Here is a 17,319-nt window from a genome sequence, read left to right as displayed (position 1 = left end):
GGGGGTGGGGTGCGTCTGTCCGGCCCGGGCAGGGCGTGCCTGGCGGCGGAGCTGCTTCTTTCCGATGCGGGGGCGCCCGCGAGCCGCCCGGCGCCCCCGTCCGTGGCCCGGGGCCCCTGTGGCCGGCCGTCACCGGCGCCTGGCGGGACCACCTCACGGCCGCCCGGAGGCACCGCACCGCCGACGTCCCGGGCGCCCGGCCTCACCGGCCGCCCGGGACAGTGCCGCTCAGCCCCGGCGGCCCCGGCCGCGTCCCTTGCGGCCCTGTTCCTCGCCGGCGCCCTGGTCGCCGTCCTCCCCCTCGTCGTAGGAGCCCAGCAGTTCGTCGGCCAGCGTCGGCAGGTCGTCGAGCGGGGTCTCCTCGGCCCAGTCGGAGCGCGGTCGGGTGCGGGGCGTGCCGTCGGCGTCGAGCTGGGGCATCTCGCGCGTGCGCGGTTCGGAGCCGTCGGGGCCCGCGGCGGGCTGCTCGTCGCGGAAGAAACCGGGCGGCACCCGGTCCGACGGGGCGTCGTCCCGTACGGGCGGCAGCACCGCGGTCTCGGCCGGCGAACCCGGAGCCACCGCCGGCAGCTCGGCCGTCTCGTCGGCGGACACCGGCGGCAGCACGGCCGTCTCGTCCGCCGCGCCCGACGGCACCCTCGGCAGGACCGCGGTCTCCTCGGCCGCCGGCGGCTGCGGCAGCTCGGTGGTCGCCTCGGAGTCGGAGGGAACACCCCGGGTGTCCCGGGCGGCGCGCTCCTCGCGCACCGGACGCAGCACCGTCGTCTCCTCGTCCGTGCCCCGCGTGTCCGTGCCCCGCGTGTCCGTGCGCGCCGTCCCGCGCGCGGCCTCGTCCGGCGAGACCACAGGCGTGGGGACCGTCACCGCGTCCGGGACCACGCCCGGGGCCGCGGGCTGGGGCGCGCTGGGCCTGCGTGCCGCCGCGTCGGCGGCCGCCGCGGCCTCGGCGGCCTGCCGGCGGGCCTCCTCGGCCCGCAGCAGCGCCTCCTCCGCCTTGCGCTGCGCCGCCAGGCGCCGGGCTTCCTCCTCGGCGCGCAGCCGGGCCTGCCGGGCCTCTTCCTCGGCGCGCCGCCGAGCCTCTTCCTCGGCCTCCTTGCGGCGCCGCTCCTCCTCGGCCCTGCGGCGGGCCTCCTCCTCGGCGCGTGCCTTCTCCTCGGCGAGCAGCCGCTGCCGCTCCTCCTCCGCGCGCCGGCGCGCTTCCTCGGCCCGCTGCCGGGCCTCCTCCGCCTGCCGTTCGGCCTCGCGCCGCTGCGCCTCCTCCAGCTCGCGGCGCTTGCGCTCCTCCTCCTCGGCGCGCAGCCGGGCGAGCTGCTCCTCGCGCTCGCGCTCCAGGCGCTCCTCCTCGGCCTTGCGGGCGGCCTCTTCCTCGGCCTTGCGGCGGGCCTCCTCCTCGGCCTTCCTGCGGGCCTCTTCCTGGGCCTTGATCTCGGCCTCGGACAGCGGCAGCACGATGTCCAGGCGGTGCCGGATCACGGTGGTGACGGCCTCGGGCTCCTGCCCGGCGTCCACGACCAGGTAGCGGCCGGGGTCGGAGGCGGCCAGCGTGAGGAAACCGGCCCGCACGCGCGCGTGGAACTCCGCGGGCTCCGACTCCAGCCGGTCCGGCGCCTCGGTGAACCGCTCGCGGGCGGCCTCCGGGGAGACGTCCAGCAGGACGGTGAGGTGCGGCACGAGCCCGTTGGTGGCCCAGCGGTTGATGCGGGCGATCTCGGTCGGGGACAGGTCGCGGCCGGCACCCTGGTAGGCGACGGACGAGTCGATGTAGCGGTCGGAGATCACCACCGCGCCGCGCTCCAGGGCGGGGCGTACGACCGTGTCGACGTGCTCGGCGCGGTCGGCGGCGTACAGCAGTGCCTCCGCGCGGTGCGACAGGCCCGCCGAGGACACGTCCAGCAGGATCGAGCGCAGCCGCTTGCCCACCGGGGTGGCGCCGGGCTCGCGGGTGAGCACGACCTCGTGGCCCTTGGCGCGGATCCACTCGGCGAGGGCCTCGGCCTGGGTGGACTTGCCGGCGCCGTCGCCGCCCTCCAGGGCGATGAAGAAGCCGTTCGCCGCCGGCGTGGTGACCGGGTCGTCGCCGCCGAGCAGCGCGTCCCTGAGGTCCTGCCGCAGCGGCACCCCGGACCGGTCGTCGACCTTGGCGAGCACCAGCGCGGCCACCGGCAGCAGCAGCGCGCCGACCAGCATCAGCGTGAAGGCGGCACCGCCGTGCGCGAAGACGAACCTGCCGTTCTCCAGCCGGTGCGGGCCGATCAGTGCGGCGACCAGCGGCGCGACCAGGGCGCCGAGCGCTATGAAGACGCGGACCACGGCGTGCAGGTGCTCGGTGGTGCGCGCCCGGCGGTGGTCCTCGGTCTCCTGGTCGAGCAGGGTGTGCCCGGTGTGGGCGGCCACGCCCGCGGCGACACCGGCCAGCGTGACGATCAGCAGGACGGTGGTGACGTCCGGGACCAGCCCGGCGGCCAGCAGCGCGATGCCGGTGACGGCGATCGCCAGGGCCAGCAGGCGGCGGCGGGAGAGCGAGGGCAGCAGCGCGGGGGCGGACCGGACGCCGATGGCGACACCACCGGTCAGGCCCAGCACCAGCAGGCCGTAGAGCACCGGGCCGCCGCCGAGGTCCTTGGCGTGCAGCACGCATACCGCGACGGCCGCCGCGATGGCGCCCGCGACGCCGGCACAGGCCGGGACGAGCAGCGGGATGGCGCCCGTACGGCCCTTGTCGACGCCGGTGCCGGTGCGCGGGCGGCGCAGGCCCTCCAGCGGGGACCGCGCGCGCGGGGTGCGCGTGTCGGGCAGTTCCAGGTAGACCAGCACGGACAGCGAGGCGGCGAACAGGCCCGCCGCCACGTACGACCCGAGGGCCACGTGGTGCTGGTCGAACCAGGCCAGACCGGTGCCGAGCAGGTTGTTCAACAGGGCGGCGACGACCAGGGCGGCGGCCGCCAGCGGGATCGCCAGGAAGGTCGTACGCAGCGACAGGCGGCGCAGCGCGTCCAGGTGGTCCGGCAGCGGCCGTACCGTCGCGCCCTCCAGGGGCGGGGCCGGCAGCAGGGCGGGGGCGGCGCTCTCCCGGCACACGGTCCACAGCCGCTCGGCGACGCCGGTGACGAAGGCGGTGACCAACAGGACCGCGAGCGCGTTGTCCGGCGTCCAGTCGATCCACAAGGGCGCGGCGATCAGCAGGGCGGCGCGCAGGCCGTCGGCGCCGACCATGGTCCAGCGGCGGTCGAGCGGGCCCTCCTGGGCGGTGAGCGAGGTCAGCGGGCCGAGGAGGACGGCGCCGAAGAGCAGCGCGGCGAGGATGCGGGCCGCGAAGACCGTCGCCACTGCGAACGCCACGCCCCGGTAGCCGCCGCCGAAGGCCCCTTCGGCTATGGCCGCCTGGAGGACCAGGACGACCAGGACGAAGAGGGAGAGGGCGTCGCCGACTCCGCTCACCAGCTGCGCGCTCCACAGGCGCCTCAACTGCGGTCGGCGCAGCAGCGAACGAACGGCGCGCTCGCGGGAGTCCGCGACCAGGGCGTCGTCAGGTGCTGTGGTGTGGGCCGTTGGCTGCTCGGCTCGCGTCATGCGTTCAGCCTATCCGCAGCCACTGACACCACACCTCACGTGTCCGGCACGAGCGCGCCCCGGCACCGAGGCGGTGCCGGGGCGTTCGTTTCGCGAAGCCGACCGGGAAGCGACCGGCGGCGAGGGAGCCGCCGGGCCGCGCGGGGTCAGTCCTCCGCGCCCGAAGCCGCCGTCTTGGAAGCCGTCGCCTTCTTCGCGGTGGTCTTCTTGGCGGTCGTCTTCTTCGCGGCAGCCGTCGTCTTCTTCGCGGCCGTCTTCTTGGCGGCGGTCTTCTTCGCCGGTGCGGTCTTCTTCGCCACCGCCTTCTTCGCGGTCTTCTTGGCGGGAGCCTTCGCCCTCTTCTCGGCGAGCAGCTCGAAACCACGCTCCGGAGTGATCGCTTCGACGCTGTCGCCGGACCGGAGGGTCGCGTTCGTCTCCCCGTCGGTGACGTACGGGCCGAAGCGGCCGTCCTTGACCACGACCGGCTTGCCGGAGACCGGGTCCTCGCCCAGCTCCTTCAGCGGCGGCTTGGCGGCGGCCCGGCCACGCTGCTTGGGCTGGGCGTAGATCGCCTGGGCCTCCTCCAGCGTGATCGTGAAGATCTGGTCCTCGGCCTGCAGCGAGCGCGAGTCCGTGCCCTTCTTCAGGTACGGGCCGTAGCGGCCGTTCTGCGCGGTGATCTCCTGCCCGTCGGCGTCGGTGCCGACGACGCGCGGCAGCGACATCAGCCTGAGCGCGTCCTCGAGCGTCACCGTGTCGATCGACATGGACTTGAAGAGCGAGGCCGTCCGCGGCTTCACCGCGTTCTTGCCCGTCTTCGGGGTGCCCTCGGGGAGGATCTCCGTGACGTACGGGCCGTAGCGGCCGTCCTTGGCGACGATCGCGTGGCCGGTGGCCGGGTCCGTGCCCAGCTCGAAGTCGCCGCTGGGCTTGGCCAGCAGTTCCTCGGCCAGCTCGACGGTCAGCTCGTCCGGCGCCAGGTCGTCCGGGATGTCGGCGCGCTGGTGCTGCTCGGTGTCCTTCTCGCCGCGCTCGATGTACGGGCCGTAGCGGCCGACGCGGAGCACGATGTCGTTGCCCACCGGGAACGACGACACCTCGCGCGCGTCGATCGCGCCCAGGTCGGTCACCAGCTCCTTGAGGCCGCCGAGGTGGTCCCCGTCCCCGTTGCCGGCGTCGGCCGCGCCGCCCGTGGCCGTCCCCTCGCCGAAGTAGAAGCGCTTCAGCCACGGCACGGCCTTGGCCTCGCCCGCCGCGATGCGGTCGAGGTCGTCCTCCATCCTGGCCGTGAAGTCGTAGTCCACCAGCCGCCCGAAGTGCTTTTCGAGCAGGTTCACCACGGCGAAGGACAGGAAGGAGGGGACGAGTGCCGTGCCCTTCTTGAAGACGTAGCCGCGGTCGAGGATGGTGCCGATGATCGACGCGTACGTCGACGGGCGGCCGATCTCGCGCTCTTCCAGTTCCTTGACCAGGCTGGCCTCGGTGTAGCGGGCCGGGGGCTTGGTGGCGTGCCCGTCGACCGTGATCTCCTCGGCGGACAGCGCGTCGCCCTCGGAGACCTGCGGCAGCCGGCGCTCGCGGTCGTCCAGCTCGGCGTTCGGGTCGTCGGCACCCTCGACGTAGGCCTTCAGGAAGCCGTGGAAGGTGATCGTCTTGCCGGAGGCGCTGAACTCGACGTCACGGCCGTCGGCGGCCGCGCCGGCGATCTTCACCGTGACGCTGTTGCCGGTCGCGTCCTTCATCTGGGAGGCGACGGTCCGCTTCCAGATCAGCTCGTACAGCTTGAACTGGTCGCCGGTCAGTCCGGTCTCCGCAGGCGTGCGGAAACGATCACCCGAGGGACGGATCGCCTCGTGGGCCTCCTGCGCGTTCTTGACCTTGGCGGCGTAGACGCGCGGGGTGGCCGGCAGGTACTGGGCACCGTACAGCTGCGTGACCTGGGCGCGGGCCGCGGTGACCGCGGTGTCGCTCAGGGTCGTGGAGTCCGTACGCATGTACGTGATGTAGCCGTTCTCGTACAGCTTCTGGGCGATCTGCATGGTCGCCTTCGCGCCGAAGCCGAGCTTGCGGCTGGCCTCCTGCTGCAGCGTCGTCGTACGGAACGGGGCGTACGGCGAGCGGCGGTACGGCTTGGACTCGACGGACCGCACGGAGAAGCGGGTGTTCTCCAGGGCGGCGGCGAGGGCGCGGGCGTTCGCCTCGTCGAGGTGAAGGGTGTTCGCGCTCTTGAGCTGTCCCACGGAGTCGAAGTCGCGGCCCTGCGCGACCCGCCTGCCGTCGACGGTCTGCAGGCGGGCGACCAGCGACGACGGGTCCGACGAGTCTCCCGCACGGCCGGTCGCGAAGGTGCCCGTCAGGTCCCAGTACTCGGCGGAGCGGAACGCGATGCGCTCGCGTTCCCGCTCGACGACGAGTCGCGTGGCGACCGACTGGACACGGCCGGCCGACAGCCGGGGCATGACCTTCTTCCACAGGACCGGCGAGACCTCGTAGCCGTAGAGGCGGTCGAGGATGCGGCGGGTCTCCTGGGCGTCGACCATGCGCTGGTTGAGGTCGCGCGGGTTGGCGACGGCCTCGCGGATCGCGTCCTTGGTGATCTCGTGGAACACCATCCGCTTGACCGGGACCTTGGGCTTCAGGACCTCCAGGAGGTGCCAGGCGATGGCCTCGCCCTCGCGGTCCTCATCGGTGGCGAGGAATAGCTCGTCGGAGTCCTTCAGCAGGTCCTTGAGCTTCTTGACCTGGGCCTTCTTGTCGGCGTTGACGACATAGATCGGCTCGAAGTCGTGGTCGACGTCCACACCGAGCCGACGCACCTCGCCGGTGTACTTCTCCGGCACCTCCGCGGCGCCGTTGGGAAGGTCGCGGATGTGCCCGACGCTCGCCTCGACGATGTAGCCGGGGCCGAGGTAGCCCTTGATCGTCTTCGCCTTGGCAGGCGACTCGACGATGACGAGTCGGCGACCGCCTTGTGCGGTCTCGCTGGTCGGGGACAACTTCGCTCTTCTCTCCGGTCGACGCTGGCGCCTCCCCAGGCCTTGGTCCCGGGGTCGCGGCGTACTGCCTGGCTCGTGTGACGCTGCGGAGTGTGACGCTACATCCCGCCCCCGTGTCAAACGGGAAAAGCCCACAACGGCCACTCGAACGGTAACCCGACTACCGCCATTCCTGCCGCCCGGACCGCCCGGTCGCCCCCGCACCCCTGTCCGGAGCGTAACGCTCCCCTCACGCGGCGGACACGGTGCGCACCCGCCTCAGAGGCGGGTCAGGCAGTATCCGGAGAGGGCCAGCGCGGCCGCGGCGGCCACGCTCGCGACGGCGGCCGATGCGACGCGGTTCACACCCACGGCCACCGGCTCCCCGCGCCGCAGACGCGTGCCGGTCCAGGCCAGCAGACCGCCCCCGAACAGGGCGAACACCACTCCCGCGAAGATCGCCGGACCACTCTCCATCATTCGCCCGCCCCCTGCCCGCCGTCGGTTCCGCCCAGCGCGGGGAGGGTGGCACGCGCGGGCGGCGAACAGGCGACATCGGGGTGAACGGACGGCACGTCCCGGTTCGAACGTACGTCCGAACCGGGACGTGCCGAATTCCGTGCGCATATTTTTCCGGCCGTTTTCCGGGAGCGGGTCCGTTCCGGCCGCCGTCGGCATGTTCCGGGCGTGCATGCCCCCGGCATACGACGTCGATCGCAGCACGATCAGAAGATGATCGGACCGTGTCTACGACGGCTGGGGCACCGGGGGTACGGCAGCTGCCCGGCCCCCTCTCGCGGCCCCCTGCCCCCGGTCAGCGCACCGGCTCCAGGAAGCCCTGCTCCACCAGCAGCCGGATCTGCGCGGGCGTGCGGTCGCGGAGCAGCACCGGGTCCTCGCCGACGAGCTGCGCGATGGCGTCCAGGATCCGGCCCGCACTCAGCGTGCCGTCACACACGCCCGCGAACCCGGCGCCGACCGTGTCCACCTTCGTCGCCCGGCGCATCCCTCGGTGCTGGCGCAGCACCACGTGCTCCGGGTCCTCCGCGCCGGGCAGCCCGACCTGCTCCTGGACCACCTCGGCGACGAGCCGGAAGTGGCTGTCCAGCAGTGCCGCGTCGTCGTGCGCCCGGAGGTAGTCGAGCCGGTCGAAGTGCGCCCGGATCGTCTCCCCGAGCGGCTGCTCGACCGGGTGCGGCCACTCCTCCACGGTGACGACGGGCTCGGCGGACCCCGTCCTGCGCAGGGTGATCCAGCCGAAGCCGACCGCCCTGGCCTTGCGCGCCTCGAACTCGTCGAGCCAGGCGTCGTACCGCGCCTGGTACTCCGCCGGATCCCCATGGTGGTCACCGGCGTCCCTCAGCCACAGCTCGGCGTACTGCGTGACGTCCTGCACCTCGCGCTGCACGATCCAGGCATCGCACCCGCGCGGCACCCACGACCTGAGTCTGTCCTGCCAGTCCTCCCCCGCCACGTGCTGCCAGTTCGCGAGGAACTGCGCGAACCCGCCCTCGTTCAGCCGTTCCCCTGCCTCCTGAACGAGCGAGCGGCACAGATCGTCCCCGCCCATGCCACCGTCCCGGTACGTCAGCCGGGCGCGCGGGGAGATCACGAACGGCGGGTTGGAGACGATCAGGTCGAACCGCTCGTCGTTCCGGACCGGCTCGAACAGCGACCCCTCGCGCAGGTCGGCGGCGGGTGCACCGGACAGCGCCAGCGTGAGCGCCGTGATGTGCAGCGCGCGCGGGTTGAGGTCGGTCGCCGTCACGCGCGTGGCGTGCTGCGCGGCGTGCAGTGCCTGGATGCCGGAGCCGGTGCCGAGGTCCAGGGCGGAGGTGACGGGCGTGCGGACGGTGATGCCGGCGAGGGTGGTGGAGGCGCCGCCGACGCCCAGGACGACCCGCTCGTCGCGCCGGCCGATGCCGCCGGCCCCGCCGACCGCGCAGCCGAGGTCGGAGACGATGAACCAGTCCTCGCCGCCGGGACCGCCGTAGGGCCGTACGTCCACGGTGGCGGCCACCTCGTCGCCGCCCACGCGCGTGAGCCAGCCCGTCTCCAGCGCGTCCTCGACCGGCAGCACGCCCGCCACGCGCGCGTGCGGCACCGGCTGCTGGAGCAGGAACAGCCGTACCAGCGTCTCCAGCGGCGTGTCGCCACGGGTCGCCCGGAGCGCGGGCACGGTCTCGCTGCGGGCCAGCGCCGCGTAGGCGGCGGGGCCGAGCAGGTCGAGCAGCCCGTCGGCGGTGAAGGAGGCGGCCAGCAGCGCGTCCCTCAGGCGTGCGGCGCTGTCGGGCCGGTCGGAAGCGGGCAGGGGAGCGAGTCCGGAGTCAGTCACGCCCCCATTGTGGCCCGCGCCGGCCGCCCGGGGCCGCCTGCGCGCGGCCGTCCGCCGGCGTCGGGCCGCGGTCGCCGGCGCGGTCAGCCCGCGGTCGCCGCCGGCGCCGGGGAGGCGGTGGAGGAAGCGGCGACCTTGCAGCTGGGCTGCTTGGCCATCGCCTTCTTGACGTCCTCCTGCTCCAGCCGCTTCAGCGCCTGGGTGCCGCTGTCGCTCTGCTTGCCGATCTCCTTGGACTGGCCGGCGACGTCCTTGAGGCCGCGGGCGAACTTGCCCTGGTCCTTGGTGTCGAGCCCGTCGACCTTCTTCTTCAGCTCGGCGTACGACGAGGAGAGGCCGGCGAGGTTCTGCGCGGCGTCCTTCTGCAGCTTGGCGCCGCCGTCGACGCCGGGGGGCGCACCGGCGGTGTCGAGGGCGTCCGCGAGCGCCTTGTAACCGTCGGCCATGTCCTGGAATGCCTCGGCGTACGTCTTCTGGGCGCTCTTGGGCGGGAGGTTGCTGTCCGTGGCGATGGCCGCGATCGCGGCGTTGGCCGACCTGATCTTGGCGTTCGGCGCGGGAACCGCGTCGCACACCGTCTTGGCCCAGGACACCAGCTTGGGGTCGGGCCCCTTCTCACCGCTGTCGCTGCACCCGGACAACGCCACTACCAGTACCGCACCGCCGGACAGTGCGGCCGCGAGCTTCTTGTTCACCGGATCGGTCCCTTCCATGGCTCTCGGCCCCCGGAATCTACACGGCGAACGCACCCCCACCCCCCGCCGGTCGAGTCATAAGTGGGCTTTTGTGACCTTTCGCACCACGGGAGAGAAGGCTCACGACGAGGGCGGGCACACACGGAAGCGGGCGGCCGGCGCGTCAGCACGCGCCGGCCGCCCGCCCGTTGACCAGGCCTTGGCGACCGGTCCTAGGAAACGACCGCGGCGTCCGCCGAGTTGGCGACCCGCTGGGCGCTGTCGTCGTCACCGACGGCGATCCCGCGCCGCTTGGAGATGTACACAGCCACGACGATCACCAGCAGCGCCAGGACCGCGATCCCGATCCGCACGCCGAGGTTCTTGTCGTCGCCGTAGGAGAACCTGATCACCGCCGGGGCGATGAGCAGCGAGACCAGGTTCATGACCTTCAGCAGCGGGTTGATCGCGGGGCCGGCGGTGTCCTTGAAGGGATCGCCGACCGTGTCCCCGATCACCGTGGCCGCGTGCGCCTCACTGCCTTTGCCGCCGTGGTGGCCGTCCTCCACCAGCTTCTTGGCGTTGTCCCAGGCGCCACCGGAGTTGGCCAGGAACACCGCCATCAGCGTGCCCGCGCCGATCGCGCCGGCGAGGTAGGAGCCGAGCGCGCCGACGCCGAGCGTGAACCCGATGAAGATCGGCGCCATGACGGCGAGCAGACCAGGCGTGGCCAGCTCCCGCAGGGCGTCCCTGGTGCAGATGTCCACGACCTTCCCGTACTCGGGCTTCTCGGTGTAGTCCATGATCCCGGGGTGCTCGCGGAACTGCCGCCGCACCTCGAACACCACCGAACCGGCCGAGCGGGACACCGCGTTGATGGCCAGTCCGGAGAAGAGGAAGACGACCGCGGCGCCCGCGATCAGCCCGACGAGGTTGTTGGGCTGCGAGATGTCCAGCGACAGGCTGAGCGGCGAGCCCGGCCCGGTCAGCTTCACGCCGACGTCCTGCACGTTGGTGGTGATCGCGTCGCGGTACGACCCGAACAGCGCCGCGGCGGCCAGGACGGCGGTGGCGATGGCGATGCCCTTGGTGATGGCCTTGGTGGTGTTGCCGACGGCGTCCAGGTTGGTGAGCACCTGCGCGCCGGCGCCCTCGACGTCACCGGACATCTCGGCGATGCCCTGGGCGTTGTCGGAGACCGGTCCGAAGGTGTCCATGGCGACGATCACGCCGACCGTGGTGAGCAGGCCGGTGCCGGCCAGCGCCACCGCGAACAGCGCCAGCATGATCGACGTACCGCCGAGCAGGAACGCGCCGTAGACGCCGAGCCCGATGAGCAGCGCGGTGTAGACGGCCGACTCCAGGCCCACCGAGATGCCGGAGAGGACGACGGTGGCGGGTCCGGTGAGGGAGGTCTTGCCGATGTCCCGCACCGGGCGGCGGTTGGTCTCGGTGAAGTAGCCGGTCAGCTGCTGGATGACGGCGGCGAGCAGGATGCCGATGGCCACCGCGACCAGCGCGAGGATGCGCGGGTCGCCTTCCTTGCCCTTGATCGCCGCGTCGGTGACGCCCTTGAGGGCCGAGTACTTCGACGGCAGGTAGACGAAGACCGCGATCGCGACCAGTGCGAGGGAGATCACCGCGGAGATGAAGAAACCGCGGTTGATCGCCGTCATGCCGCTGCGGTCGGCGCGGCGCGGGGCGACCGCGAAGATGCCGATCATCGCGGTGAGCACGCCGATGGCCGGCACCAGCAGCGGGAACGCCAGCCCGGAGTCGCCGAAGGCGGCCTTGCCGAGGATCAGCGCGGCCACCAGGGTCACGGCGTACGACTCGAAGAGGTCGGCCGCCATGCCCGCGCAGTCGCCGACGTTGTCGCCCACGTTGTCGGCGATGGTCGCGGCATTGCGCGGGTCGTCCTCCGGAATGCCCTGCTCGACCTTGCCGACCAGGTCGGCGCCGACGTCGGCGGCCTTGGTGAAGATGCCGCCGCCCACGCGCATGAACATCGCGATCAGGGCGGCGCCGAGGCCGAAGCCCTCCAGCACCTTCGGCGCGTCGGCGGCGTACACCAGCACCACACAGGAGGCGCCCAGCAGGCCGAGCCCCACCGTGAACATGCCGACGACGCCGCCCGTACGAAATGCGATCTTCATCGCGGTGTGCGAGACGGTGGTGAGATCCTTTTCCGGTTCGCCTTCCGCCGGGGTTGCTTCCCGGGCCGCCGCGGCGACCCGCACATTGCTGCGTACGGCGAGCCACATGCCGATATAGCCGGTGGCCGCCGAGAACAACGCTCCGATCAGGAAGAACAGCGAGCGGCCGGCTCGCTGATTCCAGTCGTCCGCAGGCAGCAGCATGAGCAGGAAGAAGACGACGACGGCGAATACGCCGAGCGTGCGCAGCTGCCGGGCGAGATACGCCTTGGCGCCTTCCTGGACCGCCTCGGCGATCCGTTTCATGCTGTCGGTGCCCTCGCCGGCCGCCAGCACCTGGCGGACCAGGATCCCCGCGACCACCAGCGCGGCCACGGCGACCGCCGCGATAACGGCCACGATGATCCGGTTGTCGTCGGTCAGGACCGCGGCTGCGAGGGAAGAGGGGTGACCCAACTGACGTGGGGTAGAAAGCCCCGCCATTCGTCCTCCTTGACGCTTGGGCTGAGCTCAAGATGTGGACGGATTGTAGGTACCAGTGGGTGATCTAAACAGGGGACGGTAAACGGAATTGGCCTGCATGCACCTACAGCGAACCCGAAAGAAGTAATGCCCCTGAGGCATTGACGGCCAGTTGGGCGCTTGATCAAATTATCAGGCTTTTTGATCGTGAATTCCTTCACGAATTCCCCGGGGTATCCGGAAAACACGACAGGGGCCCTGCTCAGCAGGGCCCCTGTGCGATGGTTCGGGTACGGACGGTCCGGCCGGCCGGACCGGTCAGGCGAGTGCGGCGGCCGGCGGTGCGGTCGGCCAGGTCATGCGGATCAGGCCGCCGTCCTGGCCGGTGCTGACCTCCACGTCGTCGACGAGGCCGCTGATGACCGCGAGGCCCATCTCGTCCTCCTCGATCTCCGCATCGACGTCCTGCGCGGCCCCGGGCGTGTCGCCGCCCGGAACGGCGTGCGGCGCCTGGTCGCCGACCTCGATGGAGAACTGTTTCTCATCCTCGATCAGCGCCACCTTCACCGGTGCCGTGACGCCGCTGTTCTGGTGCAGTCCGACGGCGCGGGAGCAGGCCTCGCCCACGGCGAGCCGCACCTCGTCCAGGACGGCCTCGTCCACTCCGGCCCTGCGCGCCACCGCTGCCGCCACCAGCCGGGCGGTCCGGACGTGCTCGGGCAGCGCGCTGAAGCGGAGTTCGACGGTGGCCATGCATCCCCCTCGCGACTACGGGCGTGCGGTAGGGGGGCGGGGCCCCGGGCGCCCACACCCCAGGTGTACTTCTGTGCCCCGGCCCGCCTGCTACGCATCCTCTGCCGCTACGCATCCTCTGCGTCGGTCCGGGACGGAACCGGCCGGACGGGACTGGCCGGCGTCGAGCTCCCGCAGGAGCCCGTCGCCGGCAAGCGGTCCGGATCGACCGGTGACCGATCAGTCGACGACCGATCAGTCGGTGGCCGCCACCGCTTCCTCGACCGAGGTGTGGATCGGGAACACCTTGGTGAGGCCGGTGATCCGGAAGATCTTGAGAATGCGCTCCTGGTTGCAGACCAGGCGCAGCGAGCCCTCATGGGCACGCACCCGCTTCAGGCCGCCGACCAGCACGCCGAGCCCGGTGGAGTCGAGGAAGTCCACGCCCTCCATGTCGACGACGAGGTGGAAATTCCCGTCGTTCACCAGCTCGACCAGCTGCTCGCGCAGCTTGGGCGCGGTATATACGTCGATTTCGCCACCGACCTCGACGACCGTACGATCGCCGACGGTACGGGTCGACAGGGACAGGTCCACGGATCCTCCAGCACCTTGCTATCGAGCGGTTCGCCCCTTGGGCACCTCGGCTTGCGGCCCCCGGGACGCCACGCCAGCCGCGATGGCATTCAATCACTTACCGGCAGGCGTGCACGACGCCTTGACTCCATTGTCCGTCACGCCAGTGACACACTCGGTGCCGATGGCCAAGAATCACCGATCCGATCGATCCCAGGCCCACGAGGCATCCCGCCCGTCTCCGGGCACGATCCTGGACCGGCTCGCCTCCGGGCCGAGCCGGGCTGCGCGCATCACTCATACGGAGCACTTGCCCCCGCGCACGGGCCGCCATGCCGTCTGGCCTGAGCGGATTCGGTCCGAGGTGATCGCGGCCGTCCAGGCCTGCGGCATCGAGCACCCGTGGGCGCACCAGGCGCTGGCCGCGGAGCACGCCCTCGACGGCGACTCGGTGGTCGTCGCCACCGGCACCGCGTCCGGCAAGTCCCTCGCCTATCTCGTACCCGTCCTGTCCACCCTTCTGGGCGGCGCCGAGGCGCCGAACGGCCGTGGCGCCACCGCCCTCTACCTGTCCCCCACGAAGGCGCTCGCGGCGGACCAGTGCCGGTCGGTGAAGGAACTTTCACAACCTCTCGGCACCTCGGTACGGCCGGCCGTGTACGACGGCGACACACCGTTCGAGGAGCGGGAGTGGATCCGCCAGTACGCCAACTACGTCCTGACCAACCCGGACATGCTGCACCGCGGGATACTCCCCGCCCACCCGCGCTGGTCCTCCTTCCTGAAGTCGCTCAAGTACGTGGTCATCGACGAGTGCCACACCTACCGGGGCGTCTTCGGCTCGCACGTCGCCCAGGTGCTGCGCCGGCTGCGCCGCCTGTGCGCCCGCTACGGCTCCTCCCCCGTGTTCCTGCTGGCCTCGGCGACCGCCGCCGAACCCGCCGTCGCCGCCCGGCGGCTGACCGGCCTGCCGGTCGTGGAGGTCGCCGACGACGCCTCCCCCCGCGGAGAGCTGGTCTTCGCCCTCTGGGAGCCCCCGCTGACCGACCTCCAGGGCGAGCGGGGTGCACCCGTACGGCGTACCGCCACCGCCGAGACGGCCGACCTGCTGACCGACCTGACCGTGCAGGGCGTGCGCTCGGTCGCGTTCGTGCGGTCCCGGCGCGGCGCCGAGCTGATCTCGGTGATCGCCCAGGAGCGGCTCGCCGAGGTCGACCGTTCCCTGGTCCGGCGTGTCGCGGCCTACCGCGGCGGCTACCTCCCCGAGGAGCGCCGCGCCCTGGAACGCGCCCTGCACTCCGGCGAGCTCCTCGGCCTCGCCGCCACCATGGCCCTGGAGCTGGGCGTGGACGTCTCGGGCCTGGACGCGGTGGTGATCGCCGGCTACCCGGGCACGCGCGCCTCCCTGTGGCAGCAGGCGGGCCGCGCGGGCCGCTCCGGCCAGGGCGCCCTCGCGGTCCTCGTCGCCCGCGACGACCCGCTGGACACCTTCCTGGTCCACCACCCCGAGGCCCTGTTCGACCGGCCGGTGGAGTCGACCGTCCTCGACCCCGACAACCCCTACGTCCTCGCCCCGCACCTGTGCGCCGCCGCCGCGGAGCTGCCGCTGACCGAGGAGGACCTGGAGCTCTTCGGCCCCGCCTGCACGGACGTGCTGCCGCAGCTGGAGGCCGCGAAGCTGCTCCGCCGCCGGACCAGGGCCTGGCACTGGACCCGGCGGGAGCGGGCCGCCGACCTCACCGACATCCGCGGTGCCGGCGGCCGTCCGGTGCAGGTCGTCGAGTCCGGCACGGGCCGTCTGCTCGGCACGGTCGACGCGGGAGCCGCGCACTCCACGGTCCACGAGGGCGCCGTCCACCTGCACCAGGGCCGCACCTACCTGGTGCGCTCCCTCGACCTGGAGGACTCCGTCGCCCTCGTCGAGCAGGCCGACCCGCCGTACTCCACGGTCGCCCGCGACACCACGGCCATCTCCATCCTGGAGACGGACACGGAGATCCCGTGGGGCGCCGGCCGCCTCTGCTACGGCTCGGTGGAGGTCACCAACCAGGTGGTCTCCTACCTGCGCAGACGCCTGATCACCGGCGAAGTGCTGGGCGAGACGAAACTCGACCTCCCTCCTCGTACGCTGCGCACACGCGCGGTGTGGTGGACGGTCACCGAGGACCAGCTGGACGAGGCCCGGATCATCCCGGAGATCCTCGGCGGCTCCCTGCACGCCGCCGAGCACGCCTCCATCGGCATGCTGCCCCTCTTCGCGACCTGCGACCGCTGGGACATCGGCGGCGTCTCGATCCCGCTGCACCCCGACACGCTGCTCCCGACGGTCTTCGTCTACGACGGCCACCCCGGCGGCGCGGGCTTCGCCGAGCGCGCCTTCCACACGGCCCGCGCCTGGCTCACCGCCACCCGCGAGGCCATCGCCTCCTGCGAGTGCGAGGCCGGCTGCCCGTCCTGCATCCAGTCCCCCAAGTGCGGCAACGGCAACGACCCCCTGCACAAGAGGGGCGCGGTCCGCCTGCTCACGGTGCTGCTGCGGGGGGCACCGGAGGAGAAGCCGCCGGGGGATACCGGGGATGGGGAGCCGGGTCAGGGCTGAGCCGGGGGCGGGGGACCTAAGGCTCGGGGGCGGGGCGCGGAGGCGGGACTGGCGGCCGGCGGCTGGCGTACGCGGCTCAGGGGAAGTGCCGTGGGCTGGCGGACGGGGGCTGCCGCGCGGCTGCCCACACGCCTGCCACGTGGCTGCCCACGCGGCTGGTGGCTGGCAGTGCACTGGCGGCTGGCAGTGCGTGGCCGACGGCTAGCGGCGGGTGGCTATCAGCGTCCGGGCTGCTCAGCACCTCTCGGCGCCGGGGTGTCACGCGCACCCGGGAGGGCGGGTGGTGCGGCCCGGGCCCCGCCTGGTACGCCTGGCGAGGGCGTACCCGCCGCACCCGCCGACCCCGCCGTACTCGCCGCACCCGCCGGCCCCGGCGTTCCCGTTGGCCCCTGCGCTCCCGCCAGCCCCGGGGCTCCCGCCAGCCCCGCCACTCCCGGTGGCCCCGCTCTCGCCCTGACCTCCGCCGTGAACGGCCCCCGTCCCGCGGCCGCCGTCACCTCCGAGGTGTCGCCCACGATCACGCACCGCACCAACCGCACCTCCTGGGCCGCAGCCAGCCGCTCGGCCCGGGCGCAGGCCGCCGCGCCGCCCTCCGCCCAGTGGTCCGCCGCCGCGAGCGCGGCGAGGTCGGCGCCACCGGCCGCCCGGTGCCGTACGACGACGGCCTGCCCGAGCGCGAGCACGGCACCGAACACCACGCACAGCACGGCGATCGCCCCGAGACTCCAGACGGTGGCGGACCCCCGATCGGAGTCGTGCCCCCGCCCCGTGCCCCCAGCCCCGCTGCCCGGCGCCTCACCGCCGCGCTGCCGGCCCTTCCACCGCCTGTGCGGGGATCCGGCCCGCCGCGCGTCACCGGCGCCTCCATACCCCCCGCGCGCGTCGCCCCCACGCTTCACGGCCCCACCTCCCCCGCGCCCGGCGCCGCGCCGACCGTGTCCTCGGCGAGCGCCACAGCCTCCTCCCGTACCTCGAACGGCAGCCCGGTCAGCACCGGCGGCCTGGCCACCACCGTCACGTGGACCCGGTCACCCTCGCGGGTGACGGTCACCCGTGCTCCCCGCGGTGCCGCTTCCCGGGTCACCGTCACCACCGCGTCGGCCGGGTCCTGACGGGCGGCGGCCCGGGCGCCCGCACGGGCCGCGTCCACGCACTCGATCTGCGCCGCCACCACGAGCAGCCCCCAGACCAGCGCCATCGTGAACGCCACCAGCACGGACAGCACCACGGCCGCCTCCGCGGTCACGAACCCCCGGTC

Annotated in this window: 10 protein-coding genes and 1 pseudogene; 1 reads left to right on the top strand and 10 read right to left on the bottom strand. The window is 72.9% G+C overall.

The window, feature by feature from the left end; genetic code table 11:
* Positions 1-228: 228 nt before the first annotated feature.
* The 8 genes from tmk to bldG all read right to left on the bottom strand — a co-directional run bounded on the left by tmk (position 229) and on the right by bldG (position 13,483).
* Entirely contained in the window at positions 229-3,570 is a 3,342-nt protein-coding gene (gene tmk, locus IG05_RS0114500) for a dTMP kinase (RefSeq protein ID WP_030342636.1), read from the bottom strand.
* Between the two features lie 146 nt (positions 3,571-3,716).
* Complete coding sequence (gene topA / locus IG05_RS0114495; protein WP_030342635.1) at positions 3,717-6,548, bottom strand: type I DNA topoisomerase; 2,832 nt, start codon at positions 6,546-6,548, stop codon at positions 3,717-3,719.
* Positions 6,549-6,806: 258 nt separating this feature from the next.
* A complete protein-coding gene (locus IG05_RS0114490; RefSeq protein WP_030342629.1) occupies positions 6,807-7,004 on the bottom strand; it encodes a hypothetical protein in 198 nt (65 codons plus the stop codon).
* Positions 7,005-7,341: 337 nt separating this feature from the next.
* The gene (locus IG05_RS0114485) at positions 7,342-8,862 is read right to left on the bottom strand and encodes a N5-glutamine methyltransferase family protein (RefSeq protein ID WP_030342628.1); all 1,521 of its coding nucleotides are present in this window, start codon (positions 8,860-8,862) and stop codon (positions 7,342-7,344) included.
* Between the two features lie 83 nt (positions 8,863-8,945).
* Entirely contained in the window at positions 8,946-9,557 is a 612-nt protein-coding gene (locus IG05_RS0114480) for a hypothetical protein (protein ID WP_030342627.1), read from the bottom strand.
* Positions 9,558-9,769: 212 nt separating this feature from the next.
* Positions 9,770-12,175 carry a sodium-translocating pyrophosphatase gene (locus IG05_RS0114475; protein ID WP_030342626.1) on the bottom strand — a complete coding sequence of 802 codons (2,406 nt, stop codon included), beginning with the start codon at positions 12,173-12,175 and terminating at the stop codon, positions 9,770-9,772.
* Positions 12,176-12,472: 297 nt separating this feature from the next.
* Entirely contained in the window at positions 12,473-12,907 is a 435-nt protein-coding gene (locus IG05_RS0114470; RefSeq protein ID WP_030342624.1) for an ATP-binding protein, read from the bottom strand.
* 234 nt (positions 12,908-13,141) lie between these two features.
* Positions 13,142-13,483, bottom strand: a complete 342-nt coding sequence (bldG, locus tag IG05_RS0114465) for an anti-sigma factor antagonist BldG (RefSeq protein WP_010986038.1) — start codon at positions 13,481-13,483, stop codon at positions 13,142-13,144.
* Between the two features lie 82 nt (positions 13,484-13,565).
* Here bldG and IG05_RS0114460 point away from each other — a divergent pair, with 82 nt between their 5' ends.
* Positions 13,566-16,061 carry a DEAD/DEAH box helicase gene (locus IG05_RS0114460; RefSeq protein ID WP_078894148.1) on the top strand — a complete coding sequence of 832 codons (2,496 nt, stop codon included), beginning with the start codon at positions 13,566-13,568 and terminating at the stop codon, positions 16,059-16,061.
* Between the two features lie 434 nt (positions 16,062-16,495).
* On the opposite strand, the pseudogene IG05_RS49210 reads toward IG05_RS0114460, so the two are convergent.
* Positions 16,496-16,822, bottom strand: a pseudogene (locus tag IG05_RS49210) (Rv3654c family TadE-like protein); the annotation flags it as partial.
* A gap of 134 nt (positions 16,823-16,956) precedes the next feature.
* A complete protein-coding gene (locus IG05_RS0114455; protein WP_030342617.1) occupies positions 16,957-17,307 on the bottom strand; it encodes a TadE family type IV pilus minor pilin in 351 nt (116 codons plus the stop codon).
* Between the last annotated feature and the right edge of the window lie 12 nt (positions 17,308-17,319).

The organism is Streptomyces sp. NRRL S-1022, from assembly GCF_000720135.1.
In the GTDB taxonomy this organism is placed as follows: domain Bacteria; phylum Actinomycetota; class Actinomycetes; order Streptomycetales; family Streptomycetaceae; genus Streptomyces.
Note: the sequence above shows the minus strand (reverse complement) of the source record. Positions and strands in the feature narration are given on the sequence as shown.

Coding starts and splice junctions, on each gene's coding strand:
- IG05_RS0114460 (WP_078894148.1), top strand. CDS start 13,566: ATGGCATTCAATCACTTACCGGCAGGCGTGCACGACGCCTTGACTCCA.
- IG05_RS0114475 (WP_030342626.1), bottom strand. CDS start 12,175: ATGGCGGGGCTTTCTACCCCACGTCAGTTGGGTCACCCCTCTTCCCTC.
- IG05_RS0114470 (WP_030342624.1), bottom strand. CDS start 12,907: ATGGCCACCGTCGAACTCCGCTTCAGCGCGCTGCCCGAGCACGTCCGG.
- IG05_RS0114490 (WP_030342629.1), bottom strand. CDS start 7,004: ATGGAGAGTGGTCCGGCGATCTTCGCGGGAGTGGTGTTCGCCCTGTTC.
- tmk (WP_030342636.1), bottom strand. CDS start 3,570: ATGACGCGAGCCGAGCAGCCAACGGCCCACACCACAGCACCTGACGAC.